Consider the following 24,789-nt stretch of genomic DNA (forward strand, 5'->3'; position numbering starts at 1 on the left):
AACTGCAGTAGCATAATCATATGAAATATTTATCATTACCCTTGATTTGTATTGCATTAATAGCATGCAACGTAAACAACCAAGCCAATACCGAAGTCGATAGCGGTGATGCTATTAAGGTCAATGCTATCGATACTGTAAAGAACGATATTGATGACACTATTAAAGTGAACCGCCCCGAGTATATCGGAGAGTGATTTACTTGAGTTAGGCAGCGATGCCTGACAGGATAAAATTATCATAATACCGCTTTTCAAATTCTAAAGGTGGCATATAACCAATCGTGCTATGCAATCGTGTTTTATTGAACCAGTCCACCCATTCAAGGGTTGACAGTTCAACATCATTTACACCGTTCCAGTTCTCTTTTAAATACTAGATTACTTCAGTCTTATAGAGGCTATTGACCTTTTCAGCTAGTGCATTGTCGTATGAGTCACCTGTGGTGCCGACCGAAGCAATCACACCGCAGTCAGCCATCTTCTCAGTGTAGCGAATGGATAAATACTGAACGCCTCGATCACTGTGATGAATGACATCTTTGGGATTTTTTCTGTCTGCTATTGCTTGGTTCAATGCCGCCATTACCATATCGGTGTTCATGCGATTAGAGACTTTCCAGCCCACAATAGCGCGAGCAAACACATCAATAATAAAAGCAGTATACACCCAACCATTCATTGTCTTGATATAAGTGAAGTCCGCCACCCAGAGCTGGTTAGGACGATAGGCATTAAAGTGGAGAGAAGACAGAGTTTGCTTTTGAGATCACCCCTACTCTCGGGTGGGTAAGTCTAAAACAAGGTGACACAAAAGATATAGCCACTGGGCTCGAGGATAGAAAGTTAGAATTATTTTTTGCTTTCCAAGAAATTAAATATATTGATATGGAATACAACAACGATAAACCCTTATTTGACCGCTGCGTTAAAAAGTTTGGCGCACTTGGCTATGATGAGATGTTTGGCTTCGTTCCCGCCCTTGCGATTAGTGACAATGCATCTATCAAGAATGTTGATAAGATGAATATCTTTGTCCATCTCAATCTTTTACCCGACTTGATTGAAATTCAGTACATCGACTTCAAACGCTTAGGACAAATGGCTTTTGGTGTTGAAGGTTCATCAAACTTGCCTGATTTAGATAGTTTAGAGTGATTAATTACGACTTAGCCACCTTCGGGTGGTTTAAACAAAGATATATTATCCTAGCAAGCCTTGCTCATATCAATGGCGTACCTGAGAGACTTAAGCTTTTAAGGCTTACGGTCGACAAAGGTGGCGACGTGAATATTGATACAGGCACTAGCGAAATTTTAGAAAAGATTAAAAAATATAGAGCAGAAGAAGCAGTACCTTAAGAAATATAAGACACTGCTTTTTATCTAAAATACATCCATTCTTAAGCACTCGTTATTTAACTATTATGCTTGGCTATCCAGTTTTGCATTTGCTCAATTTCAGCCTGCTGCGCGTTAATTACTTGTTGTGCCAATTGACGCATTTCTTCATTTTTGCCATACTTTAGCTGTATTTTTGCCATATCTACTGCGCCAATATGATGCGGCAACATACCACGAGCAAATGCCATATCTGGGTTAGGGTCAGCGATACCTGCCATCATTTCACTATGCATCGTATCCATATCTTTAGCATAAGCTGTCTGCATGGCTTCAGTATCAGACGTTGGCTCAGCAGCATCAGGATGGTTGGCAAGCCAGTTCTGCATTTGCTCAATTTCAGCTTTCTGAGCGTCAATAATCTCTTGTGCCAACTGACGCATTTCTGCATCCGTACCATACTTTAGCTGAATCTCTGCCATATCAACAGCACCTATATGATGACCAAGCATTCCTTGAGCAAAGGCAGCATCGGGATCGTTGTATGCCATGCCTGCCATCATCTCATCATGCATCTTAGTCATAGAGTCATTATACTCTCCATGCATGCCCGTCATCGCATCGCCTGACATATCATGACCTGCATGAGCATCCATCGCTCTAGTGTCTGTTGTAGCATTATTAACGGGAGCCGCCTCGTCTTTGACAGTAGCCTCTGTTACATCATTCGTCGGCTGACAAGCGCCAAGCATCATCATGGCACTGATACTAACTGCAAGCATGGCAAGACGTGAGTTTCTTATCATTTTCATAGTAGGTCCTTAATTACGATCATTTGGTAGTTATGGTTCATATAAAAACTGGCAAATCAGCTAAGATCCACCAGTTGGAAAAATCATTTAATTTATATACTAAAAGCAGTGCGTTTTAAGGCTATTTATTCTAATGCTTCGATCAGTGCCTGCATCTCTTGGATTTCACGTTTTTGTGCTTCGATGATGTCGTCAGCAAGTTGTTGTACTCTAGGGTCTTCTATATCGGCTCTTGAGCTGGTTAAGATCGCAATTGAATGATGCGGTATCATAGCCTGCATCCAATCCACTTGATCGACGGTTGCTTGAGATCTGACGCCCCAGATACCCACGGCAAACATCAGCACACTAAGACCATAAATCATTAAATTGACCTTAGTTTTCTTGTACATATTGCTCATAAAGGCGAGCATAATCACTGCCATGCCTGCGCCCATATATAGCGCCATATAGGCTCTGGTCTCACTAAAATAAATATGATCCCACTCATAAGTATTGAAGTACATCATGATATACATCACCACGGTAGACGTCAGAATCATGAGGGTGAACTTTACATAAGGGTTCATCTGTTTTTGCTCTGTATGATTCATCAGTCAGTCTCCATCAATGCTGCTATCAGTACTACAATGAGTAGCTGAAATTTAAAAAATCTATCTAAAGTATTAACTTATAGCTGCTGCTCTGCGGACTCAATCTCAGCGTATACTTGGTTTGTGCCATCTTTATTGATTTGCATAATTTGGTATGGCATAAACTTATCTTGATATTCCATACCAGGGCTACCGACGGGCATACCCGGTACCGCCAAACCAATGGCTTGCTTTGGTGGATTTTGCAAAAACTCAGCCACATACTTAGCAGGAACATGACCTTCGATGACATAACCATCACTGGTAACGGCGGTATGGCAAGAACGCATCTCAGCAGGTACACCGTAACGCTCTTTAAATAATGACAAGTCTGCAACATCATGGGCAGTTGTCGTTAACCCATTATCTTCTGCGTGCCCTATCCATTCTTTACAACAGCCACAATTGGCATCTTTATAGACAGTGGCTGACACGTTCTTGAGCAGGTCTGGATTGTTGGCTGGTGTCTCTGTTACTGTTTGCCTACTCTGTATAGCGTTTGCCTCACCACTGCTGGCGTTAGCGGCATTGGCAGTAGAGGGGCTAGCATTAGAAGCATTGCTGTCAGATTGCCCGCATGCTGATAATATGGCAGCGGTTAATAAGACCGCTGACCCTCGAACAAACTTAACGGTAAAAGGCTTCATAGAGGCTTCTCATAGTGTTGAATATTTCATAGTGTTGAGTATTAAAATTAGGATGTACTGAAGCCAAACTAGCATAACCACTCTGACAGTCAGATGACGCCAAGATGACAATTTTGTCATCTTCTAGACTGAGCATAGGTTTATTACCAGTATTCCTCTATGATTGATAATAATAGAGACATTTTATATTGATCTCATCCTAAATAATTGGCGCGAGTATGCTATGAAAGTATTGTTAGTCGAAGATGAGTTATCGCTTGGCGACTACATCAAAAAAGGTTTAAGCGAGGCAGGTTTTATCGTTGAGCATAAAACCACAGGTTTAGATGGTTATCATGCTCTGATGACTGAGGACTTCACTGTCGTGGTGATGGATGTGATGCTGCCTGATGTGAGCGGATTTGAATTAGTCAGTAATTATCGCGCTGCTGGTAACACCACCCCTGTATTATTTTTGACCGCAAAAGATGACCTTAGCGACCGCATAAAAGGCTTTGAGATTGGCGGTGACGATTATCTCACTAAACCTTTTGCCTTCGCTGAGCTGTTGGTCAGAATCAAAAGCTTACTACGCCGTGCCAATCAAGCAGATTACGCCAGCACAGTGCTTCAAATGGCTGATTTAAAAATGGATATCGCCAAACGTAGCGTGCATCGAGATAAAGGTTCTATCAAATTGACGGCCAAAGAATTTGCGCTATTGCAGTTTTTACTTGAGCATCAAGGCGAAGTATTGCCCCGCTCTGTCATCGCTTCACAAGTATGGGATATGAATTTTGATAGCGATACCAATGTGATTGATGTGGCGATAAGACGCTTACGCAGTAAAATCGACGATGGCTTTGAAAATAAGCTCATTCATACCGTACGCGGTATGGGCTATAAACTAGAAGCGGACAATAGCGCCGTTACAGTCAATAATAAAACCAACATTGATATGAGTAATGAGGCTAATACGGTTTCTAAACTCAATCACGTTGAAGTGAAATAGCATGGCATATAAATCAGAGCATCGACGCTTGTCATTACTGTGGCGCACTACCCTAGTATTAACGGTATGTGTGCTGATATCTCAAGCTTTTTTGTACATATGGATACAGCGTTCGGTTAATGATCATTTTGAACAAATGGACTCAGAGATCCTGACTCACGCTGCGTTTAATTTACGACAGTACATGACAGAGGTGACATCGGATGATCAGCGCTCTGACAACCTTGCCGACCCTGATCATCTCGCCAATACAGCATCATCCGTGATAGATATCTTTCGACCAGATTATGAAGTCAAAACAATTATTACTGACCATAATGGACAAGTCATTAATAGTCAGCCAAAGGATTTTATTGATAAACTCAATGACTCCCAATTGGTCGAAAAACTATGGCAGCAGCACCGCGATCAACCCTTTGACTTGCAGCTTAATCATCGTCATTATCGCGCGCTGGTCATTGAGCACTCTAATCGCTTGGCATTAATCGCGCTACCGATTGATGTGCATCATCAATACCTTGCCCAGTTTAATCACCATCTTATCCTGATACTTATTGCGATTACTTTTATCTTGGTATCAGTGGCGGCTTTTAGCGTCTATTTAGGATTCGCCCCCTTAGCGACCATCAGTCAAAAAATGGCACGTATCAACGCCGAGCAGTTAGACGATAGAATCATCGTCTCTGAAATGCCAAGCGAGCTGCGACCCTTGGCTGACGCTTATAATGCCATGATGGATAAACTCGAACACAACTTTGCCTCATTATCACAGTTTTCAGATGACATTGCTCACGAACTGCGCACACCACTGGCAACGTTAAGCACTCAAACTCAAGTGATGCTCAGTAAACCTAGAGACCATCAAGAATATGTCGAGCAGCTACATCATCAACACGACACGCTCAAGCAACTATCCCTGCTAATTAACAATATGCTATTGCTGGCAAAAACTCAAAAAGGTCTTTACGATTCACAACGTCATCTTGTCGATACTGACTCACTGATAATTAAGCTCATCGATTATTTTGAGCTGATAGCCGAAGAGCGCGGTATCTCTTTTGAGAAAAAAGGGGCATTTGATATGGTATTAGGGGATGAGAGCTTGTTACAAAGGCTGTTTGCCAACTTGATATCCAATGCGGTTTACTACGCCGCCAGCGACAGTATCATTACTATTACCGCCGTTTCTAAGACTGCTAGCCTCATAAAACATAACGCTCACGCCCTTAGAGAAACGGCTCAGCAGCCATCGCTAAACATCACCATCACTAATCGCTTGCAGATGCCTCTAACTCAGGCGGAAGCAGATAGACTGTTTGAACGCTTTTATCGTCATGACAAATCCAATAATCAGCACTCGGGCACAGGACTGGGATTGGCCATCGTACAAGCAATCGTCAATGCCCATAACGGCAAAGTCAGTATTACCATTAAGGATGAGTATTACTTTCAAGTTAACGTACAGTTATTAAAAGAATCATAGGACGTGTTTAATCGAGAATAGTCACCGTTTGGTCACCGAGCAGGTGGTCAGCAAGGAGGTGATCAGCGATTTTCAAAAGATAGAATGTATGCAACCAAACTTATAGAGAATACTTTATCTAAGATAGACTAGTCCCTAAGAGTTGATAAGGGAAAAAAAGCCAACCTTTATAGATAAAGGCCGTAAGAAGAATTTTAGACACAAAAAAACCCCAAACAAAATTATGTTTGAGGCGAAACTTGCTTAAACTCGAAAGTTTAAAATTTGTTTTAGCTTTTTACTAAATATGGCGCAGCGGACGGGACTCGAACCCGCGACCCCCGGCGTGACAGGCCGGTATTCTAACCAACTGAACTACCGCTGCTTAGGTCGTCTTAGCATCTTCTCTTATTACAGAGACACTCGCTAAAAAGAGTGGTGGGTGATGACGGATTCGAACCGCCGACATTCTGCGTGTAAGGCAGACGCTCTACCAACTGAGCTAATCACCCTGAGAAGCGTTAAAAAATTGCACTGCAATTTTAGCTTCGCAAGTTAAAATTCCTTAAAAGGAATTTTATAGAAAGTTTAATCTTTAAAGTTGTCACGCTTTAAGTCAGTAAAAATTCTAACAACATTGAACTTAATTAAGTCCCCTTGCTGTGGGTGTGTATTATATAGATTTACACATGGCTGTCAAACAGTATTTTCAGTTTTTTAACCTATTTTATAGGTTTTTATTTATTAATCTGACAAGCCTATGTTTTCATTGGATTTATATTTTTATAAAAAACCAATAAATTTTCAAGCATGACCCTATTTACTGGCTAATGCTTGTTCGATATCCATTTTTATGGCATCTGGTTTGGTGGTTGGCGCATAGCGGTCAATGACCTGTCCATCTTTACCAATTAAAAACTTAGTAAAATTCCATTTGATACCATCTGTCAATACACCACCCTTTTGCTCTTTGAGCCAATCAAAAATAGGATGAGCGTCTTTGCCATTGACATCAACCTTCGCCATCATTGGAAAACTGACACCATAGTTCTTTTGACAAAATGCGCCAATCTCCTCATTACTGCCTGGATCTTGCCCGCCAAATTGATTACAAGGGAAACCAATAACGACCAATCCTTGATCTTTATATTGCTGATATACTGCCTCTAGGCCTTCAAATTGCGGCGTAAACCCACATTTGCTGGCGGTATTGACGATTAATAACACCTTACCTTGATAATCAGCAAAGGCTTTTGCAGTACCGTCCATACGCTCAGCAGTAAAATCATAAATAGTACTCATCATTTGTCCTTAAATTGATTAATTTATTATTTTGGTTTTTTTAAGCCGTGCTCATGTCTCAATAACATTGAAAACATTCATAATGCTAATAACTGGCAAGGCAGCATCTCGCGCTTCCCTGCCATTATTCTAAAATACTCTAAGCAATTTTTTTAACAATTACTTTTCAGATTTATCTAAATCAATAGACACAGAATTGATGCAATAGCGCATCCCCGTCGTCTCGCTTGGGCCGTCAGGGAAGACATGACCTAAATGTGCGCCGCAGTTACTACAGGTCACTTCTGTCCGCGTCATGCCAAGCGAATTATCCACATGCTCCTCGATAGCGCTGTTATCAACTCCTTGGTCAAAACTTGGCCAACCACAGCTGGCATCAAATTTATTGCTTGAGTCAAATAAGCTCGCACCGCAGCCTTTGCAGCGATAAATACCATCATCAGTCGCATCGTTATAGACGCCCGTAAATGGGCGTTCTGTACCCTTTTCACGCATCACGTGATATTCATCAGCACTCAAACGCTCTTTCCAATCAGCTTCTGTTAATTGGCTAATTTCTTCTTGGCTCAGTTGATTGTCTTGCATAATGTATCCTTAATTTGGGTATGTATTATCTCATCCATTAGCATTAGCTTTTATCTGCTATAAACTAACACTTTATCGCCATATTTTTATAAAAACGATGGGCCTTATCTATTGTTTATCCACTCAATATTCAAGGCATACATTACAAGAAAACCATCATAAACAAGTGATAGCGTAAGGTATTGAAAAAGCTATGATGAATAAAATACAGCAAATTGTCTTAACATATCAATGAATACAGATGTAGCCATGATAATAACTCTCTGAAAGAAGTTTGATATCTAAGGCCTGTCCTCAATTCAATCGATTATCTTCTAAATGGACTAAAATGGCTAAATTTTGCCAAACATCGTCAAATAGCTTATCAATATCTCGATATTATTTGCGCTACTTTCCTTGTTTAACGACAATTTATCTCATTTTTATTACCATTTTTAAAATAAGGACACGGCCTAGTAGAGCAGCAATGAGGCAACGATAATACTATCAATGCAAGTTATTCTTGCATTGATAAATATATCTTCCTTAAAAACAGCTTGCATTGATACTGATAATGCAATAATATCTTGCATTAAGGCTTAATTAAAACAAATGCCTGCTTTCCTTCTCTCCATTACCAACTAATGAATAAAGGCTTGAATGACTATGGCTGATGACAAAAATAAAAGCACACAAGCCGAAAGGCTGGTACAGCTACGTCGTGATAAAGGGCTGACTGCTGAGCAATTAGCGCAAGCCATGACCGCAGCAGGCGCAAAAGTCAGTCGCGGTGCTATCTCGAATTGGGAGCGTGGTACTAATGGCATTGTGTCATCTAAACTACCAACGCTAGCACACATTTTAGGCTGCAGCGAAGGCTACCTGTTACGCGGCGAACTAAAAAACGACAGTGATAATAATAAAGAGGTGAGTAAGAGCGCTCATTCTCATAATAAGAATAGTCAAAACACGTCATCTGCTCAAACTGACAAGATACATGACTCCCAAGCCAATCAAACGACTACAACTCCTACTATAGATACAAACTCACAAAATAACCCTATGAGTGGTCACACTATGAACACAATAAAAAAATCAGATAAATTACAAAATGTTTGCTATGACATTCGCGGCCCGCTACTACAAACAGCCAATAAGATGGAAGCCGAAGGCAAACGTATATTAAAGCTGAACGTCGGTAACCCAGCCCCCTTTGGTCTAGAAGCCCCGCATGAGATTTTGCGCGATGTGGCGATGAACCTACCAGACGCGACCGGTTATTCCGACTCGCAAGGGATTTTTTCAGCGCGTAAAGCTGTCCTACAGTACTATCAATCAAAGGGGTTGCTATCGGCAGTTGATGTCCGTGACGTCTATTTGGGCAACGGAGTTTCTGAGCTGATTGTAATGACCATGCAGGCTTTGATGAATGATGGTGACGAAGTGCTTATCCCAATGCCAGACTACCCGCTTTGGACGGCAGCGGCGAACCTAGCTGGCGGCACAGCGGTACATTATCGCTGTAATGAAGACGACAATTGGCATCCTGATATCGAAGACATTAAATCTAAAATCACCTCTAAAACCAAGGGTATCGTGGTGATTAACCCTAATAATCCAACAGGTTCACTTTATAGTGATGAATTACTCAAACAAATTATTGAGGTCGCTAAAGCGCATGATTTAATCATCATGGCCGATGAAATTTATGATCGCATTCTTTATGATGATATGGTACACACCCCAATGAGCACGTTGACTGATGATGTGCTGGTGCTCTCATACAATGGCTTATCAAAATCGCATCGTATCGCGGGATTCCGGGCAGGTTGGATGATGGTATCTGGCAAAAAGCACCATGCCACTGACTTTATCGAAGGCTTGGACATGTTAGCGTCTATGCGCTTGTGTTCCAACGTCCAAGGTCAGTATGCCATTCAAACCGCGATGGGCGGCTATCAAAGCATGAAAGAGCTCACGTCAGAGCGTGGGCGCTTATATAAGCAGCGTGAAATGGCTGTGTCACGGCTTAATGCGATAAAAGGTATCTCTTGTACCATGCCACAAGGCGCGTTTTATTGCTTTCCAAAGATGGACCCTGATGTTTACCCTATCGAAGATGATATGGCATTTATGATGGATTTGCTTGTTGAGGAAAATGTCTTAATGGTGCAAGGAACAGGCTTTAACTGGGATAAGCCCGATCATTTCCGCTTGGTATTTTTGCCAAACCTACATGATTTAGAAGATGCCATGGACCGCTTAGATCGCTTCTTTGCCAAAAAGCGCAAACAATTTGGTACCGAATAGACCTTAATTTGACATAAAAAAACGCTTATCGGCATGATGCTGAGAAGCGTTTTTTATTTGAAATGTGCTTATAAATAACGTTAAATAAGACTTAATAAGCGTACATTTTAAAAAATATTGACCAAAATGATATAACTGATTGCAGACATTGCCGCTGCTGCAGGAAGAGTAATGATCCATGCCAAACCGATAGGTTTCATCAACGCCCAATTGGTGTCTCTATTGACAATACCGATACCAAGTACCGCGCCAACTAGCGTATGCGTACTTGAGACGGGCAGACCCATGGTTGATGCGCCCATAACCACTGCAGCCGCAGCCAATTCAGCTGAAAAACCAGAAGCGGGATGCATTTTTGCCAAATTTGTACCAACCGTTTGAATGACTTCTTTACCAATGAACCAAAGACCAACGATAAGCGCAACACCAAAGGTCAGCATGACCGCAGGCGGTACAGCGGCTTCAGTTGCGATGCTATTGGTACGGATAACATCCATAATCGCGGCAAAAGGACCGACTGCATTGGCAATATCGTTTGAGCCGTGGCTAAAGGCAAAAGCAGAGGCGGTAAAGACTTGCATCCAGCTAAACATAATAAACGTCGCTTTGGTCAAATCCTCTTTATGTTTACCGCGGATACTCTTGGTATAGATAAAGGTCGCAAGCCACACCAGCGCCGCGATCATACCCATGATTAAAAAGCCTTGCAGCGTCGTCATGCCATTATTGACATTCTTTAGACCCTTAAAGATGACCAAAGAGGCCATGACCGCGCCGCCTGCAGCTGCAATGATAGGCACCCATTGCTTCAACGCTTTTAGCGTATCAAGGTTGCTGCGTTCATTTTCAATCTCATAAAGCTGTTTATAGTAGTCAGTCTCTAAATCTTCAACATCGCAATCATCATCTTTGTAGATTTCTTGATCACGTAACATCGCTGACGTATAAGCCAGCTGTTCTGATTCTGTTAAACCGTCCAAAAACTCTTTGTGGTTTTGTTTTAAGGTTTTTTTGTCGCCTTTCAAAGTCGCAATGTGCGCCTCTGTTCTATCATTATACTCAATGATGTTTTTCTTAATCTGTCCATATAACACATAGGACAAAACGCCGCCCAATAGCGGTGATAATACCCAAGAAATCGCGATGGTGCCAATCGTACTCCAATTCACCGTTGATAATGCCATTTCAGTACCACCTAACGTGATACCTAATACAATAGAGCTACCAACAACGCCGCCAATAATGGCGTGCGTGGTCGAAACGGGCAGACCCTTTTTGGTGGCAAATAACAGCCAAAATGCGGCAGCGATGAGCGCTGACAGCATGACATAAATGAATTGGTTGGGCGTTACTGAAAGACCATCTAAATCGACAATGCCGCTTCGAATGGTATCGGTGACTTCACCACCTGCCAGGACGGCTCCGGACACTTCAAATATCGCTGCGATACCCAGTGCCTGTGGGATAGTCAACGTCCCTGCACCTACTGAGGTACCAAAGGAGTTGGCGACATCGTTACCACCAATATTGAATGCCATAAAGACACCAAAAGCAGTGGCCACAATAAATAGCGTCGTCTGTTGACGCATCGTGTAATCTAGACCCCACCACAAAAAGTAGGCGGTCATCGCAATCAGTAAAATGGCAAAAAATAGATTTATTCTCATAGAACCGACTGATTTGACTGGCTCTGTAGAACTGTTGCTAATACCCATACGTTGATACGTCCTGCGTAAGCTGATTGAAATTATAGGCGGTTGATGACATTGCGCGGCTATTAATAATGCTCGTGATAGCTTCTGACATTAATATAACGTATATGAAACGCGCAATATGCTTGCTAAAAAACGGTTTTTCTTACTGCTATCTTGGTGCTCTACCCTAGCGCTTACCTTTTATTTACTCGTATTTTATTTTACGTAAAGGCAGTAAATAAGATAAAACACATCACTCAATATGTCACAAAGCCGCAAGGAATATTGCCAAATCGTCTGATTACAGCAGCTTGCGGCTTAGAGATGTCGTAGTCATAATTTTGGTTCTAATAACTGCTATTGTAAGAACCTTTGCCAAACTTATTAACCAGAGTGATTAAAATGTCTGTGTCAAAGGATAAAAACACGCTACTCACTCAGTGAGTTTCGTGCACAGCAGGAGCTATTACGCGCCTATTATATTAAATATAAGCGCATAATGCATGATGATATTGCAAGATTTGTAACTGCCAGCATATGTGTTAGAAAACATCCTGCTGTAACGCCGCATTATACTCTCTTTCCCTGAATTTATTTAACGTTAAATATATAATTATGGCGCTTTGTAACCAGCTACCTAATTGAATGACCAATCACATATCAGCTGCCACACACCGCTGATAGTTGCTTAATCGCATGATCTAAAACATCCAAACGTGCTTGACGCTTCTCATTGGTCGCGATGACGCACCACGGTGCGTACTCTGTATCGGTACGTGCCAGCATATCCGCCGCAGACTGCACATAATCCGACCATTTATCACGGTTGCGCCAGTCATCGTCCGTCAGCTTAAACTGCTTGTGCGGTGTCTTTTGACGTGCCTCAAAACGTTTAAGCTGTTCTTTTTTATCGATAGCCAACCAGTATTTGATAACGATTGTCCCCGCCGCGGCTAAATCCGCCTCAAAGCGATTGATTTCATCGTAAGCACGCTGCCATTCCTCATCCGTGGCAAAACCCTCAATGCGCTCAACCAAAACGCGCCCATACCAAGTCCGATCAAAAATGGCAATACGGCTAATACGGTCGGTTTGCTCGTTCGGAAGTTTGGTCCAAAAACGCCATAGATAAGGATGTTGCAGCTCATACAGCATTGGCGCACTGACATTATAAATTTGATACTCGCGTGGGTCGAGCGGCGCAACCAATCTTTTAATCGCGCCACCTTTGCCAGCAGCGTCCATTCCTTCAAAGGCAAAAACGATATGACGCCCTTTGCGCGCACGCAGCAATTGGGCAAGGCGAACTTGTTTTTCTACTAACGCATCACGGTAGTCCGACTTATCAATCTCTGCCTCATCGATATCTTTTAAAAAGTTAGGAATTTTTACAGGTTCAAACTTTGCTGATTTGAGTGCTTGCTGAACTTGCTTCTTAGCCTTTGACTTATCAGAGGTTTGTACTGTATTTCTTTTACTACTCATTAGCGCGGTTTGCATCGCTTGTAGCACTTCATGGCAAAAATGGTCAGCCGCATCTGACTTGTTATCACCATCAATGATGATCCAATCATCTTGCTGGCGTAGCAGAACGGTAGCCACTTGATTAAAGGTTTCGATAACTTTTTTACTATTCCAGTCAATTTGGTATAAAAACTGCGGATCGGCTTCATCGTCATTCAATCGCGCTTGCAATGTTTCGATATCGACATGGAACCAGCATTTAAGCAGTCGGGTTTGATTGGCAGCTAGGTCTTGTTCGAATGCTTGTAGCTTAATAAGCTGCTGCTGTAAATATGCTTGCCATTGCGCAATCGGCAACGTCTTGTCGTTGTCTGACGTTGCCATACGCATGACGTTATAAAGCAGGTCAGCATACCAGTTGCCAAAATAAACCATCACATCGCCATGACGGGGTAATGCCTTGGTATGTGCCTGCCAAATCGGCTGATACGCTAAGGGACAATCACCAACGGTTGCCTCAACTTTAAGTAGTCGAGGATCTACCCATTGGCGCAATTGCTTAACAGCAGTGCCCTTGCCTGCCTGCTCCATACCATTGACCAATACCAATAGCCCTGTTGGTTTATTGAGGGTTGGCGGCGTCTGTTGCCGCGTTGCTCGTAGAGCATATTGGGCCGTGACCAGTGCCAATCTCAGTGCATCTTTGTCCATAGAAAACTGGCTTAAGGGATTGGGGGTTAGGCGTTCATCAACAATCTGCTCACTAAATCGCGCACTTAGCGCTTGTGGTGCGGTGGATTCAGTCGTCTTATTATTTTTGCTCATAACTGTCATCATCCTATGATTGAAAGCGTGTTAGCGTCATCATAGCATTGCAGCAATTCGGTAAATAACGCTGCTATGTAACAGTTTGACATTTGTATTCTGCTTTATTTTCTTTTAAGGTGAACACAATCTCAGACACATGCTGTAATCACGCTCTATAAATACAAAAACCAAAAGTATAAAACACGGTTTATCCTGAGCTTTTTATTCGCAACCTTTTAACCCTCTTTACTTTTATGCAGGTTTACTGACCATGGCCTCTTTAGCCGACTTACAACAACATTTGAACCGTTTTTGGGCACTGCCTTATCATGAAAATTTGCCATTAAATGCCAAACTTAGTGAGGTGCAATCTTGGCAACGAGATCGTATTCAGAACACTCACAAAGACTTGTTCGAGCAACCTCAAAATCAGCTCATGGCAGATTATTTTTTGACACAATTGTATGGCGGCGATGAGTTTAAATTGTTGGCCAAACAGTTAGAACGCATTGTACCCAAGGCACAAAAAGTTGAGCGTTTTGCGCCAGCAGCGGCTTTAGAAACCGGCAGCATGGCGATACAAGCAGCTATCTTAGCGATAGAGCTGGATTTGCATTTAGCAGAATGGCTATTGGCTCAAGATTTAGCCGTTAATGAAGACAACATGCTGACCGCCTATCGTGCGGTCAATGAAGCCGACACTCGACGTATCCAAATTGGTCATTTAAAAGAGGTGTGCTATCGTACTGATAAATATATAAACTCTTTTATGTTGCAAAAAGCCTTTGTCTTAGCAAAAGGCACCGCCTACCGTTACAACTATCAGCCTTTGTATGAATTTATCGATTCAGGCTTTAAAGCGATGAAACCACTAAAAAGTGTCAGCGGCTTTATTGAACCGTTTTGTGAGCGTGAGCTTGAGATTATTGACCGTGTTCATGAGACGGATAATGGCGGTAAGCCAATGACGTTTGGTGTATGATAGACGCATCATTTGCTTGGTTAGCTGCTATTTTATACCTTGCAAACAAATAACCATAAAAGTGAATAACAGGATAATGCTATGACCGATAACATCCATAATAACAACGCTCATCTCGATCAAAAACCTACCATCAATGGTCACCTGCAAGATAAATTGGTCAGAGATAGCATCTCCCACAATCAAAATATTACGTCACAGGTGCAAGCACGTCAAAGCTATGAAACTAATACCACGCTTAATACGGGTATTAATGCTGGCGTCGAAAACAGCAAGAAAAATGACTTTACACAAGTCCAAGACCTACCAACGGGAACGCCACAAGGCCAACAAACCACTATGCCAAATAATACTACCAGCAACAACGCCAATAACAACACTGTAGACAATGCATCTGCACAAATACAAACCGCCAAACAAACACTTTTTAATCAGCGTGATGACATCAATAATCCACATACGCCTGATACTGACGGTAATGAAGAAACGCATTTTGGCTACAAGACCGTCAATAAGGCTGAAAAGCAAGCACGGGTCGCCGATGTTTTTACCTCAGTTGCCAAAAAATACGACATCATGAACGACTTAATGTCATTTGGTATTCATCGCCTATGGAAGCGTTATGCCATCAGCTTATCAGGCGTACGTGCGGGTCAACATGTGCTTGATATCGCTGGCGGTACGGGTGATTTAGCCAAAGTATTTAGCCGTGAAGTCGGTAGAAATGGCCATGTAGTGTTATCAGATATCAATGCCGCCATGCTAGAAGTCGGTCGTGAACGCTTAATCAATGCTGGCTGCAACAACGTCGATTTTGTACTTGCCAATGCAGAAACACTCGCGCCATTCGATGACAATAGCTTTGATTTGGTCACTATCAGCTTTGGTCTACGTAATGTCACGGACAAAGACGCAGCGCTCAAATCGATGTACCGTGTGCTGAAGCCAGGTGGACGTTTATTAATTTTGGAGTTCTCAAAACCTGTATTTGAGCCATTGTCTAAAGCCTATGATTTATACTCATTTACCGCCTTACCTATTATGGGCAAGCTGATTGCCAATGATTCTGAGAGTTATCAATACTTGGCCGAATCGATTCGTATGCATCCTGATCAACAGACGCTAAAGCAGATGATGGAGCAAGCGGGCTTTGAAAATTGTGATTATCATAACTTGACGGCTGGTATTGTCGCTGTCCATCGCGGCTTTAAAGCGTAATATTAAGTTAAAAACCATCGTAATAGACATGCCATCACGTAAAATGGTGGCAACTGACCTTTACAAATGATGCGCTATTTTAAGGCGCTCAACTGACTATGCGAGAGCCTTATGCTGACTGTTCTACTTTTGGCGGGTGCCGAAAAGCTGATTAACCTTGCTATTGCGAGTGATGAAATTACCAAATCAGGATTGGCACCGCTTGCTGGCAAAGTGTTGCGACTCAATATGGCAATGCCTGATATTCGTTTGGATATTTTATTCACTCATGAGCGTTTGCGTTTTGAGCCGGTGACAACCGAGAGTGTGTTTGAGCAAAGTGGCGCGATGAACGAGCACCAACAAGCCAGTATGGAGCGCGCACGGATTGGTCATAGTCGCCCAGACTGTACCATTACTGTAGATAACCCAGCGCAACTGCTGAATCTGATGCGTGGTGCCGAAGGCAATTTACCTATCGCGGGTGATTATAAGGTGCTCATGCAGCTCAAACAACTGGTCGCAGGTTTCGATCCAGATGTTGCAGGACAGCTTGAGCCATTTATTGGTAAGCCGATGGCCAGTCAGTTGCATCTGCTTATATCACAGCTAAAAGGTAGCTGGCGCCATAGTGCCAAACGCGCTTTTGATGACGTCAGCGACTGGGCTAATGAGGTGGCAGGTAATAGTGCTCCTGATCCTATCGAGACAGCAGAAGTAAACGATCTTAAGCAGCAACTGTTAAAGCTGCGGGCTGATGTCGAACGTGAAGAGGCCAAACTTGCTGCTATCAAAGATGAACAGGCACGTTTTCTCAATAACTCATTTCATCAATAACTGTTGTCGTCGATGATCGCTAAATCCTATTATCGACAGCACTGTTTATAGATAAGTGCAATTTATAGACAAGCACAGTTTATAAATAAGTGCAGTGCCCACCCTATTTTCGACTTTCTTTAGAGTACCCATACCTCATGCTATTATCTCATCGCGCCCGTTTACTTGAGCTTTGGCGTATCGCCGCAACTTATCGCATCGATACTCATCTTTCTATCGAAGACGCGCCACAGCTGCAACCTTTGGCGCGTTTGATTCGCCTACATCCAGCGGCGTGGGGTAAAAAACACCAACCCAATGCGATTAAATATGCGCTTGAAGACATGGGCACGCTGTTTTTAAAGCTTGGCCAACTACTGTCAACGCGTCGCGATTTAGTGCCGCCTGAGATTATCGAGCAATTGGTTCAACTACAAGATAAAGTCAAACCTTTCAATTCTGATGTGGCCATTACCCAAATCCAAGACCCCAAACACGGTCTTGGTCAATCGATTGGCACCTTGTTCGCACGCTTTGATGTCAAACCTCTAGCGGCGGCTTCTATTGCCCAAGTACATACTGCTGCATTGCATGATGGTCGTGAAGTGGTGGTAAAAGTGGTGCGTCCTGATATCCGTACCACCATCATTGCTGATTTTGAGCTACTACGTGAGCTGGCCAATTGGGCATCAGCGCGTATTGAAGCGGCACGTGCCATCCATATCGTCGATATTGTCGAAGACTATCGCCAAGTGATGTTAAACGAGCTGGATTTGACCTTAGAGGCAGACAATACCACTCAGATGCGCAACAACTTCTTGGGTTCCGCATTGATGTATGTACCAGAAGTCTATGATTCTGCCAAAAATGTGATGGTCATGGAGCGTATCCAAGGCGTTCCTATCTCGCAAGTTGCAGTGTTTGATAAGCTAGGTTATGACCGAGCAGCACTAGCAGAAAAAGGCTTAACGATATTTTTTACCCAAGTATTCCGCGATAACTTCTTCCATGCCGATATGCATCCGGGTAATGTGTTTGTAGAGACGCCGCCGGTTAAAACACTCACCGCAGATATGGCAGCGGTTGACTTAGGGCATGAACCACGCTATATCGGACTTGATTGCGCCATCATGGGTACGCTATCAAAAGACGATCAGCTTATCGTCGCGCGCATGCTGTTGGCGGTGATGAATAACAACTTTACGGCGATGGTTGATATCGTCAGCCGTGCCGGTTGGATTCCACCAAATACAGACAAGCATGCCCTGATGCGCGATATGAAACGCACGGTTGGTCCAATGCTACAAAAGTCTATCAATGATATCGACTTTGCTGGTGTCTTAATGCAAATTTTAGATATCGCACGTCGTCACCATATGAGTATTCCGCCGCAACTCATGCTGCTATTGAAGACCTTGGTTCATGTCGAAGGACTCGGTCGCGACTTGTATCCTGACCTTGATATCTGGTCACTTGCCAAGCCGATTTTAAGCAGTTGGATTAAAGAGCAGCTTGATCCGATGCGTAATTTACAACATTTACGCCAGCAGTTACCAGAGATTTTATTATCTACGACTGATATTCCAAAGCTATTGGATCAAGGCTTACAAAGCCTTGCCTCACAAGGATCACGCCAAGACAGTCAACTGCGAGAAATACAACAAATTCGTGCGGATATGCTTAATGATCGCCGCCGAGATTGGCTAGCACTGTCAGGTTTTGCCATTTTCATTGCCATTGCAACACAGGTTGTTGGCTGGCTCTCGCCTATCTTTTATATATTGGCTATTTTGGTTGTCGTTTGGCGTATTTTAGCCTAACGCTTTGTTATTTTTAATAAAAATAAGTATTGGTTAATAGCCATTACTATCTAGGGCGTGTCATCAATTAGATTGTGAGGCTTAAAATGAGAAAAATTGTAGATAAACAAGGAAGAAATTGCCGTTAATATGAACATATTGACAAAATTACTGACGATGTTTAGCAAAATTTAGCCATTTTAAGGCCACTAAATACATTAATGTGCTAATTGATGACACGCCCTAGTATTTATTCAATAGGCCTCCACTCACTTTTATTGCTTTCTAGCGACATTTAAAGTGAGTGAGAGCTTAATCTTTACATTGCCTCATTTCTCATTGTGTCGTTAAAAAAGACGCCCTGTATAGGAGTCACCCATGTCTACCGCTAAAATATCAATTGCTAAAAAAGACCACAGCGAGGCTATTGCTGCCTTACAAACTCGTTTCGGTAAACAACTTACTACCAATATAACGGTACGTGAGCAGCATGGGCATACGATGACGTGGCTTGCCAATCAGCCACCCGATGCCGTCTTGACAGTACAAGATAAGCACGAGGTAGCAGCTGCGGTGGAGATTTGCAATCAGTATCAAATGCCAGTGATTGCATTTGGTATTGGCTCATCCTTAGAAGGTCAATTAAATGCGCCATATGGCGGATTATGCATCGATATGCATGCGATGGATGCAATATTGCAGGTACATAATGAAGATCTGACAGTGACCGTACAACCAGGTGTCACACGTGAGCAGCTCAATCACTATTTACGTGATACAGGACTGTTTTTTCCAATAGATCCGGGTGCCAATGCCAGTATCGGCGGTATGGTCGCCACTCGCGCTTCAGGCACCAATGCGGTACGCTATGGCACGATGAAAGATGTGGTACTGGCGCTTGAGATAGTCACCGCGAGTGGAGAGATTGTCCGCACTGGTACCCGTGCCAAAAAATCTGCCGCGGGTTATGACTTGACGAGATTAATGATCGGCTCAGAAGGGACACTTGGTATTGTTACTGAGGTGACGCTTAAACTATTCGGCATCAGCGAGTGTATTGGTAGCGGTATTTGCCATTTCCCAACGATTGAAGATGCCTGTCAGGCAGTAATGCTGACCATTCAAATGTGCTTGCCGATTGCGCGCATTGAGCTACTTGATGCCATGCAAATTAAAGCCTGTAATCAATATGCCAATCTTGATCTGGATGAGACGCCTACCCTATTTGTAGAGTTTCATGGCACAGATGCCAGCGTCGCTGAACAAGCTCAAATGTTTACGGATATTATCGAAGAATTCGGCGGTCGTGACTTTGCTTGGGATACCAATGAAGCCGAGCGCAAACGTCTGTGGCAAGCACGGCATAACGCTTATCATGCCAGCTCTGCTCTACGTCCTGAAGCCAGCGCCTTATCGACGGATGCTTGTGTGCCTATTTCACGATTAGCAGAATGCGTCAGTGCAACAGCAAAAGATATCGAAGCATCGGGTATGATTGGGCCTATCGTCGGTCACGTTGGCGATGGTAATTTTCATGTTTTGTTATTAGTCGATACTGAAAATCCTGAAGAAATCGCTACCGCTGACGGCATTATCAGCCGCTTAGCTACCCGCGCTATTGAAATGGATGGTACTTGTACAGGTGAGCATGGTATCGGGCAAGGCAAACAAAAATATATGCAGCAAGAACACGGTAACGCCTTAGTGCTGATGCAAGCGATTAAATCAGCCCTTGACCCTAAAAATATCTTAAATCCGGGTAAAATATGGCCTGAGCCTTTACCCATTGTTTAACTGTTGAATAGTGCTTATAAGAGATCAAAGCCTAAAAAATACGCCTACGTTTAACTAGAGTATTAAACGTAGGAGCATTTTTTAGGCTAATTTCATAACATCTGGTCAATCGCCATCTGGGTCAGTACGCGTCCACGTGCAGTACGTAATACGTAGCCTTGCTGAATAAGGTATGGCTCAATCACATCCTCAAGCGTACCACGATCTTCAGCCATTGCTGCTGCTACCGCTTCAACGCCAGCTGGACCACCATCAAAACGTTCGTGCAATATCTCAATATAACGTCTGTCCAAATGATCAAGACCACGTCTATCAACGGCCAGCATATCGAGCGCACTGCCCGCAATCGCGCCATTGATACTACCGTCGCCTCTCACTTCAGCATAATCACGTACACGGCGTAATAAACGATTGGCAATCCTTGGCGTACCACGCGCACGGCGAGCAATCTCCACCGCGCCATCTTCACTCATCGGTACACGCATCAAACGTGCGGCACGACTCACAATCGTGGTCAGGTCAGCAATATTATAAAATTCGAGCCGCTGCACAATGCCGAAACGATCACGCAGTGGTGAGGTCAATAATCCTGCTCGCGTGGTTGCCGCGACTAAGGTAAACGGCGGTAAATCCAGCTTGATAGAGCGTGCCGCAGGCCCTTCACCAATCATAATATCCAGCTGAAAGTCTTCCATGGCGGGATAAAGTATTTCTTCAATAACGGAACTCAATCGATGAATTTCGTCGATAAATAGCACATCACCCTCTTCTAGATTGGTCAGCATGGCTGCCAAATCACCGGGGCGCTCAAGCACAGGTCCTGAGGTAGAACGCAAGTTACCACCCATTTCACGAGCAATAATATTGGCAAGCGTCGTTTTTCCAAGACCGGGCGGACCAAAAATCAAAGTATGATCTAATGCCTCACCCCGACCACGCGCTGCGCCAATAAATACTTCCATCTGCTCACGTACCACTGGCTGACCAATATATTCAGCCAATAATGCCGGTCGAATATTAGAATCAGGCGCATCGCCTGCCCCTTCAAATGGATTAATCAAACGATCTTGCATCATAGGTTTTATCATTATATTAAATCATTATTTTTAAAGAATAGGTATAAATAGCATAACCAAACGCTACGTATAAGTCATGCAAAACATCATAAAGCAGCTACTAAATAAAGCACAGCCTAAAACGAAAATAAGCGACAATGAATGTCGCTTATCTGTTTAAGAGTTATTGATACTTATTGATGGTAGTGAGCTGAATGAATCAAAATCCTGACAACTGTTGCAATGTGGCTTTTAGTAAACCTTGCGTATCGGCAAAGGTATTACCATTACTCTTAGCGGCTTTAATCGCTTGCTGTGCCTCTCTTTCTTTATAGCCCAAGCTAATCAACGCGCCTTCTACCTCAGCGATGATGCTGCCCTCGTGAGATACCTCAGCAGGTTGCATGGCAAACTCTAAATGACTGCTATCGACTTCGATATTTTTCAGCTTATCTTTTAGCTCAATCAATAAGCGCTGCGCTGTTTTTTTACCGATACCGGGAATACGGGTTAATGCCGTCTCTGACTCTTGCTCGACATGCATCTTTAACTCAGCAGCTGACATCGCAGATAGCATTGCTAACGCCATTTTTGCGCCAACGCCATTGATCTTGATCAATTGCCGAAAGACGTCACGCTCTTTGCGATCGATAAAACCATAAAGCAGCTGCGCATCTTCACGTACATGAAAATGCGTCCAAATACTCGCCTGCTCATTGAGACGCAACTGGCAAAATGATGGCAGCGGCAGCTCTATATCGTAGCCGACACCAGAGGTAGTCATGACACAGGCAGTCGGTGCCATCAAATACTGCACTTGACCACTAATCAATCCAATCATAATCCACTACCTTTATTAGAGCTGATATAAAAAATGAACTGAGCTGCTATTTAATGATAAATGCTACTAAATAAGCATATCTCACCGACATGCTTATTTATAAAAATCGACCATACCTTCAAGGCTGATTGGACGAATTTTATGTGCCTGACCCGCAGAACCAAAGGCCTCGAAACGATTGGTACAGATATCTGACATCGCAACCATAGACGCTTTAAAGTATTTACGTGGGTCAAATTCGCTAGGGTTTTCTGCAAGGAATTTACGAATAGCGCCCGTTGATGCCAAACGTAAATCGGTATCGATATTTACTTTACGCACACCATGCTTAATCGCTTCAACGATTTGCTCAACCGGTACACCATAAGTCTCACCAATGTTACCACCATTTTCATTGATAACTTTTAACCACTCTTGCGGCACTGATGACGAGCCATGCATGACCAAATGCGTGTTAGGAATACGGGCATGAATCTCTTTTACACGCTCAATCGATAGGATGTCGCCTGTCGGTGGACGGGTGAATTTATACGCACCATGACTGGTACCGATAGCAATGGCTAACGCATCGACGTTGGTGTCTTTAACGAACTGTTCTGCTTCATCAGCACTGGTCAATAGCTGCTCGTGATCTAATACGCCTTCTGCGCCAGAGCCGTCTTCTTCACCAGCCATACCAGTCTCAAGGCTACCTAAGCAACCAATTTCACCTTCTACTGAAACACCGCACGCATGTGCCATCTTGACAACTTCGCGAGTCACGCTGGCATTGTAATCATAATCCATTGGCGTTTTACCATCTTCACCGAGCGAGCCGTCCATCATTACTGATGAGAAGCCAAGCTGAATTGAGCGTTGGCAAATCGCTGGTGACATACCATGATCTTGATGCATAACGACTGGAATATGTGGCCACTCTTCGATAGCAGCAATAATCAGATGACGCAAAAACGCAGAGCCTGCATAACTGCGTGCACCAGCACTAGCCTGTACGATAACAGGAGAATCACAGGCGTCGGCTGCCATCATGATTGCACGCATCTGCTCTAAATTATTAACATTGTAAGCAGGGACACCGTAGTTATTTTCGGCGGCATGATCTAGAAGTTGACGTAACGATATTAAAGCCATAAGACGCTCTCTGATTAAATTTTGAATATGATATTAAGAAATCATTCTTAAAAATACGATGTTGCAACAATTGCCCTAAAACCCTAGCCTGATAATAGTCAGACCAGCAAAAAACTGGTATTTTTTGATCGTAATTATTACGCCGTGATTATAGCAAAAATTGCCAGCGCTTCGTAGCGGTTAACCGACTATTTCTTTCTTTGCTTGATTCATAAAACAGAATGATAGCGAGTTTCATAAAACAATTTGATAAGTTCCATATGATACGCAGCTAATTGAAAAAAATGGATAAACCTTGTGCACCATATTTTTGACTGACTAGGGCATGCCCTCAATTCAATCAATGGATATTTAAATGCGCTAAAGATGAGGACACGCCTTAATCTCTAGATTATGATTTTAAATACAAAAAAGCCTTGGCTATCACCAAAGCTTTTTAAATATTTTGAGGACTTATACAGTAATCAATACCTGCAACCAACAGCTTAATAAGCTATCCATCAATCGATAAATTAGTAGATCAATGGCTTAGGTTCAGTTGCTTATGTATTGATGATTAGTACTGTTGTTCTGCTTCTACTGCGTTTTCACTGGCTTTATTCTCAACAGCAGATGCGCCATCGGCAACCACTTCAGCAGTTTTAGCAACGGCTTCATTTGCGCCTACCACAACTGCTTCACCAGTGTTTTTTAGTGCATCTGTAGCAGCAACACCGGCAGTTTCAGCGCCTTCGGCAACTTCAGTACCAGCATTTTGTGCAGCAACTTCAGCTTCAGCAGCAGCGGCTTCTGTTTCAGCAGCGGCAGTATCAGCGTTAGCAGCAACATCATCACCAGCAGACTCAACAGCAGCTTCGGCGTTCTCTTCTGTTTGTTGGCTACATGCAGTGATTGCAAAAGTACCAGCAAGTACGCTAGCAAGTAATAAATGGCGTTTTAACATAATAAATCCCTCATAAATAAAGCATGTCAAATACATGATTTGCGCTATTTTATAGAGTGCAAATTAGACATGCAATCATAATTTTCAGTATAGAAACAAATAATTACTACTTAATAATAATGAGTGGCCACTGACTCTTATTTCTCTTAAAACAATAACATAAGAATAGTAGCCAAAATATTATTGATACAGCGTACATGAGATGGT

Annotated in this window: 21 protein-coding genes, 2 tRNA genes and 1 pseudogene; 10 read left to right on the forward strand and 14 right to left on the reverse strand. The window is 42.9% G+C overall.

What is annotated here, in order from left to right; translation table 11 throughout:
- Positions 1-20: 20 nt before the first annotated feature.
- Complete coding sequence (locus tag JMY05_RS06750; RefSeq protein WP_201614595.1) at positions 21-197, forward strand: hypothetical protein; 177 nt, start codon at positions 21-23, stop codon at positions 195-197.
- Between the two features lie 10 nt (positions 198-207).
- Here JMY05_RS06750 and JMY05_RS06755 read toward each other — a convergent pair.
- A pseudogene (locus JMY05_RS06755) lies at positions 208-741 on the reverse strand (IS3 family transposase); the annotation flags it as partial.
- A gap of 77 nt (positions 742-818) precedes the next feature.
- Here JMY05_RS06755 and JMY05_RS06760 point away from each other — a divergent pair.
- A complete protein-coding gene (locus JMY05_RS06760) occupies positions 819-1,157 on the forward strand; it encodes a T6SS immunity protein Tdi1 domain-containing protein (protein ID WP_227678212.1) in 339 nt (112 codons plus the stop codon).
- Between the two features lie 259 nt (positions 1,158-1,416).
- Here JMY05_RS06760 and JMY05_RS06765 read toward each other — a convergent pair whose 3' ends face one another.
- The 3 genes from JMY05_RS06765 to JMY05_RS06775 all read right to left on the reverse strand — a co-directional run bounded on the left by JMY05_RS06765 (position 1,417) and on the right by JMY05_RS06775 (position 3,430).
- On the reverse strand, positions 1,417-2,151 hold the full coding sequence (locus JMY05_RS06765; RefSeq protein ID WP_227678125.1) for a DUF305 domain-containing protein: 735 nt from the start codon (positions 2,149-2,151) through the stop codon (positions 1,417-1,419).
- 125 nt (positions 2,152-2,276) lie between these two features.
- A complete protein-coding gene (locus tag JMY05_RS06770) occupies positions 2,277-2,744 on the reverse strand; it encodes a DUF305 domain-containing protein (RefSeq protein ID WP_226950292.1) in 468 nt (155 codons plus the stop codon).
- 77 nt (positions 2,745-2,821) lie between these two features.
- Positions 2,822-3,430, reverse strand: a complete 609-nt coding sequence (locus JMY05_RS06775) for a DUF411 domain-containing protein (RefSeq protein ID WP_045448228.1) — start codon at positions 3,428-3,430, stop codon at positions 2,822-2,824.
- Between the two features lie 223 nt (positions 3,431-3,653).
- Between JMY05_RS06775 and JMY05_RS06780 the strand changes: the two genes are divergently transcribed.
- Both JMY05_RS06780 and JMY05_RS06785 read left to right on the forward strand, forming a co-directional pair.
- Complete coding sequence (locus tag JMY05_RS06780) at positions 3,654-4,421, forward strand: heavy metal response regulator transcription factor (protein ID WP_045448230.1); 768 nt, start codon at positions 3,654-3,656, stop codon at positions 4,419-4,421.
- Position 4,422: 1 nt separating this feature from the next.
- On the forward strand, positions 4,423-5,904 hold the full coding sequence (locus tag JMY05_RS06785; protein ID WP_201614597.1) for an ATP-binding protein: 1,482 nt from the start codon (positions 4,423-4,425) through the stop codon (positions 5,902-5,904).
- A 287-nt stretch (positions 5,905-6,191) separates the two neighbouring features.
- Here JMY05_RS06785 and JMY05_RS06790 read toward each other — a convergent pair.
- The 4 genes from JMY05_RS06790 to msrB form a co-directional block, all read right to left on the reverse strand.
- A tRNA-Asp gene (locus JMY05_RS06790) sits at positions 6,192-6,268 on the reverse strand.
- Positions 6,269-6,319: 51 nt separating this feature from the next.
- Positions 6,320-6,395, reverse strand: a tRNA-Val gene (locus JMY05_RS06795).
- Between the two features lie 304 nt (positions 6,396-6,699).
- Entirely contained in the window at positions 6,700-7,185 is a 486-nt protein-coding gene (locus JMY05_RS06800; protein ID WP_045448232.1) for a glutathione peroxidase, read from the reverse strand.
- Between the two features lie 159 nt (positions 7,186-7,344).
- A complete protein-coding gene (gene msrB / locus JMY05_RS06805; RefSeq protein WP_045448234.1) occupies positions 7,345-7,770 on the reverse strand; it encodes a peptide-methionine (R)-S-oxide reductase MsrB in 426 nt (141 codons plus the stop codon).
- Positions 7,771-8,415: 645 nt separating this feature from the next.
- Between msrB and JMY05_RS06810 the strand changes: the two genes are divergently transcribed.
- The gene (locus JMY05_RS06810) at positions 8,416-10,059 is read left to right on the forward strand and encodes an aminotransferase class I/II-fold pyridoxal phosphate-dependent enzyme (protein WP_413786567.1); all 1,644 of its coding nucleotides are present in this window, start codon (positions 8,416-8,418) and stop codon (positions 10,057-10,059) included.
- Between the two features lie 107 nt (positions 10,060-10,166).
- Here the strand turns inward: JMY05_RS06810 and JMY05_RS06815 are convergent, their stop codons facing one another.
- Together JMY05_RS06815 and JMY05_RS06820 are read right to left on the reverse strand one after the other, a co-directional pair.
- Complete coding sequence (locus JMY05_RS06815) at positions 10,167-11,774, reverse strand: inorganic phosphate transporter (protein WP_045448242.1); 1,608 nt, start codon at positions 11,772-11,774, stop codon at positions 10,167-10,169.
- Between the two features lie 639 nt (positions 11,775-12,413).
- Positions 12,414-14,042, reverse strand: coding sequence for an ATPase (locus JMY05_RS06820; protein ID WP_201614601.1), 1,629 nt, complete (start codon positions 14,040-14,042; stop codon positions 12,414-12,416).
- A 253-nt stretch (positions 14,043-14,295) separates the two neighbouring features.
- Here JMY05_RS06820 and JMY05_RS06825 point away from each other — a divergent pair, with 253 nt between their 5' ends.
- From JMY05_RS06825 to JMY05_RS06845, 5 genes are all read left to right on the forward strand, one after another.
- The gene (locus JMY05_RS06825; RefSeq protein WP_045448245.1) at positions 14,296-15,006 is read left to right on the forward strand and encodes an FFLEELY motif protein; all 711 of its coding nucleotides are present in this window, start codon (positions 14,296-14,298) and stop codon (positions 15,004-15,006) included.
- An 81-nt stretch (positions 15,007-15,087) separates the two neighbouring features.
- Positions 15,088-16,224 carry a bifunctional demethylmenaquinone methyltransferase/2-methoxy-6-polyprenyl-1,4-benzoquinol methylase UbiE gene (gene ubiE, locus JMY05_RS06830; RefSeq protein ID WP_045448247.1) on the forward strand — a complete coding sequence of 379 codons (1,137 nt, stop codon included), beginning with the start codon at positions 15,088-15,090 and terminating at the stop codon, positions 16,222-16,224.
- Positions 16,225-16,335: 111 nt separating this feature from the next.
- Positions 16,336-17,040, forward strand: a complete 705-nt coding sequence (locus JMY05_RS06835) for an SCP2 domain-containing protein (protein WP_045448250.1) — start codon at positions 16,336-16,338, stop codon at positions 17,038-17,040.
- Between the two features lie 137 nt (positions 17,041-17,177).
- Complete coding sequence (locus tag JMY05_RS06840) at positions 17,178-18,839, forward strand: ABC1 kinase family protein (RefSeq protein ID WP_193008290.1); 1,662 nt, start codon at positions 17,178-17,180, stop codon at positions 18,837-18,839.
- Between the two features lie 357 nt (positions 18,840-19,196).
- Positions 19,197-20,612 (forward strand): FAD-binding oxidoreductase, encoded by a 1,416-nt coding sequence (locus JMY05_RS06845; RefSeq protein WP_201614604.1) that lies wholly within the window; start codon positions 19,197-19,199, stop codon positions 20,610-20,612.
- Positions 20,613-20,704: 92 nt separating this feature from the next.
- On the opposite strand, the gene ruvB is transcribed toward JMY05_RS06845, so the two are convergent.
- The 4 genes from ruvB to JMY05_RS06865 form a co-directional block, all read right to left on the reverse strand.
- Positions 20,705-21,685, reverse strand: coding sequence for a Holliday junction branch migration DNA helicase RuvB (ruvB, locus tag JMY05_RS06850; protein WP_045447074.1), 981 nt, complete (start codon positions 21,683-21,685; stop codon positions 20,705-20,707).
- Positions 21,686-21,887: 202 nt separating this feature from the next.
- The gene (ruvA, locus tag JMY05_RS06855) at positions 21,888-22,508 is read right to left on the reverse strand and encodes a Holliday junction branch migration protein RuvA (RefSeq protein WP_045446946.1); all 621 of its coding nucleotides are present in this window, start codon (positions 22,506-22,508) and stop codon (positions 21,888-21,890) included.
- A gap of 93 nt (positions 22,509-22,601) precedes the next feature.
- Positions 22,602-23,639: a class II fructose-bisphosphate aldolase gene (gene fba / locus JMY05_RS06860; protein ID WP_045446949.1), complete on the reverse strand. Its 1,038-nt coding sequence runs from the start codon at positions 23,637-23,639 to the stop codon at positions 22,602-22,604.
- Positions 23,640-24,195: 556 nt separating this feature from the next.
- Positions 24,196-24,582 (reverse strand): hypothetical protein, encoded by a 387-nt coding sequence (locus JMY05_RS06865; RefSeq protein ID WP_045446952.1) that lies wholly within the window; start codon positions 24,580-24,582, stop codon positions 24,196-24,198.
- Between the last annotated feature and the right edge of the window lie 207 nt (positions 24,583-24,789).

The organism is Psychrobacter sp. JCM 18902 (genome assembly GCF_904846615.1).
Classification (GTDB): Bacteria; Pseudomonadota; Gammaproteobacteria; order Pseudomonadales; family Moraxellaceae; genus Psychrobacter.

What these genes read in the sequence shown, in the direction of transcription:
- JMY05_RS06765 (WP_227678125.1), bottom strand. Translation starts at nt 2,151, where the DNA reads ATGAAAATGATAAGAAACTCACGTCTTGCCATGCTTGCAGTTAGTATC.
- JMY05_RS06835 (WP_045448250.1), top strand. Translation starts at nt 16,336, where the DNA reads ATGCTGACTGTTCTACTTTTGGCGGGTGCCGAAAAGCTGATTAACCTT.
- JMY05_RS06770 (WP_226950292.1), bottom strand. Translation starts at nt 2,744, where the DNA reads ATGAATCATACAGAGCAAAAACAGATGAACCCTTATGTAAAGTTCACC.
- ruvA (WP_045446946.1), bottom strand. Translation starts at nt 22,508, where the DNA reads ATGATTGGATTGATTAGTGGTCAAGTGCAGTATTTGATGGCACCGACT.
- JMY05_RS06845 (WP_201614604.1), top strand. Translation starts at nt 19,197, where the DNA reads ATGTCTACCGCTAAAATATCAATTGCTAAAAAAGACCACAGCGAGGCT.
- JMY05_RS06820 (WP_201614601.1), bottom strand. Translation starts at nt 14,042, where the DNA reads ATGAGCAAAAATAATAAGACGACTGAATCCACCGCACCACAAGCGCTA.
- JMY05_RS06825 (WP_045448245.1), top strand. Translation starts at nt 14,296, where the DNA reads ATGGCCTCTTTAGCCGACTTACAACAACATTTGAACCGTTTTTGGGCA.
- ubiE (WP_045448247.1), top strand. Translation starts at nt 15,088, where the DNA reads ATGACCGATAACATCCATAATAACAACGCTCATCTCGATCAAAAACCT.
- JMY05_RS06780 (WP_045448230.1), top strand. Translation starts at nt 3,654, where the DNA reads ATGAAAGTATTGTTAGTCGAAGATGAGTTATCGCTTGGCGACTACATC.
- msrB (WP_045448234.1), bottom strand. Translation starts at nt 7,770, where the DNA reads ATGCAAGACAATCAACTGAGCCAAGAAGAAATTAGCCAATTAACAGAA.
- JMY05_RS06800 (WP_045448232.1), bottom strand. Translation starts at nt 7,185, where the DNA reads ATGAGTACTATTTATGATTTTACTGCTGAGCGTATGGACGGTACTGCA.
- JMY05_RS06810 (WP_413786567.1), top strand. Translation starts at nt 8,416, where the DNA reads ATGGCTGATGACAAAAATAAAAGCACACAAGCCGAAAGGCTGGTACAG.
- JMY05_RS06785 (WP_201614597.1), top strand. Translation starts at nt 4,423, where the DNA reads ATGGCATATAAATCAGAGCATCGACGCTTGTCATTACTGTGGCGCACT.
- ruvB (WP_045447074.1), bottom strand. Translation starts at nt 21,685, where the DNA reads ATGCAAGATCGTTTGATTAATCCATTTGAAGGGGCAGGCGATGCGCCT.
- JMY05_RS06865 (WP_045446952.1), bottom strand. Translation starts at nt 24,582, where the DNA reads ATGTTAAAACGCCATTTATTACTTGCTAGCGTACTTGCTGGTACTTTT.
- JMY05_RS06775 (WP_045448228.1), bottom strand. Translation starts at nt 3,430, where the DNA reads ATGAAGCCTTTTACCGTTAAGTTTGTTCGAGGGTCAGCGGTCTTATTA.
- JMY05_RS06815 (WP_045448242.1), bottom strand. Translation starts at nt 11,774, where the DNA reads ATGGGTATTAGCAACAGTTCTACAGAGCCAGTCAAATCAGTCGGTTCT.
- fba (WP_045446949.1), bottom strand. Translation starts at nt 23,639, where the DNA reads ATGGCTTTAATATCGTTACGTCAACTTCTAGATCATGCCGCCGAAAAT.
- JMY05_RS06840 (WP_193008290.1), top strand. Translation starts at nt 17,178, where the DNA reads ATGCTATTATCTCATCGCGCCCGTTTACTTGAGCTTTGGCGTATCGCC.
- JMY05_RS06750 (WP_201614595.1), top strand. Translation starts at nt 21, where the DNA reads ATGAAATATTTATCATTACCCTTGATTTGTATTGCATTAATAGCATGC.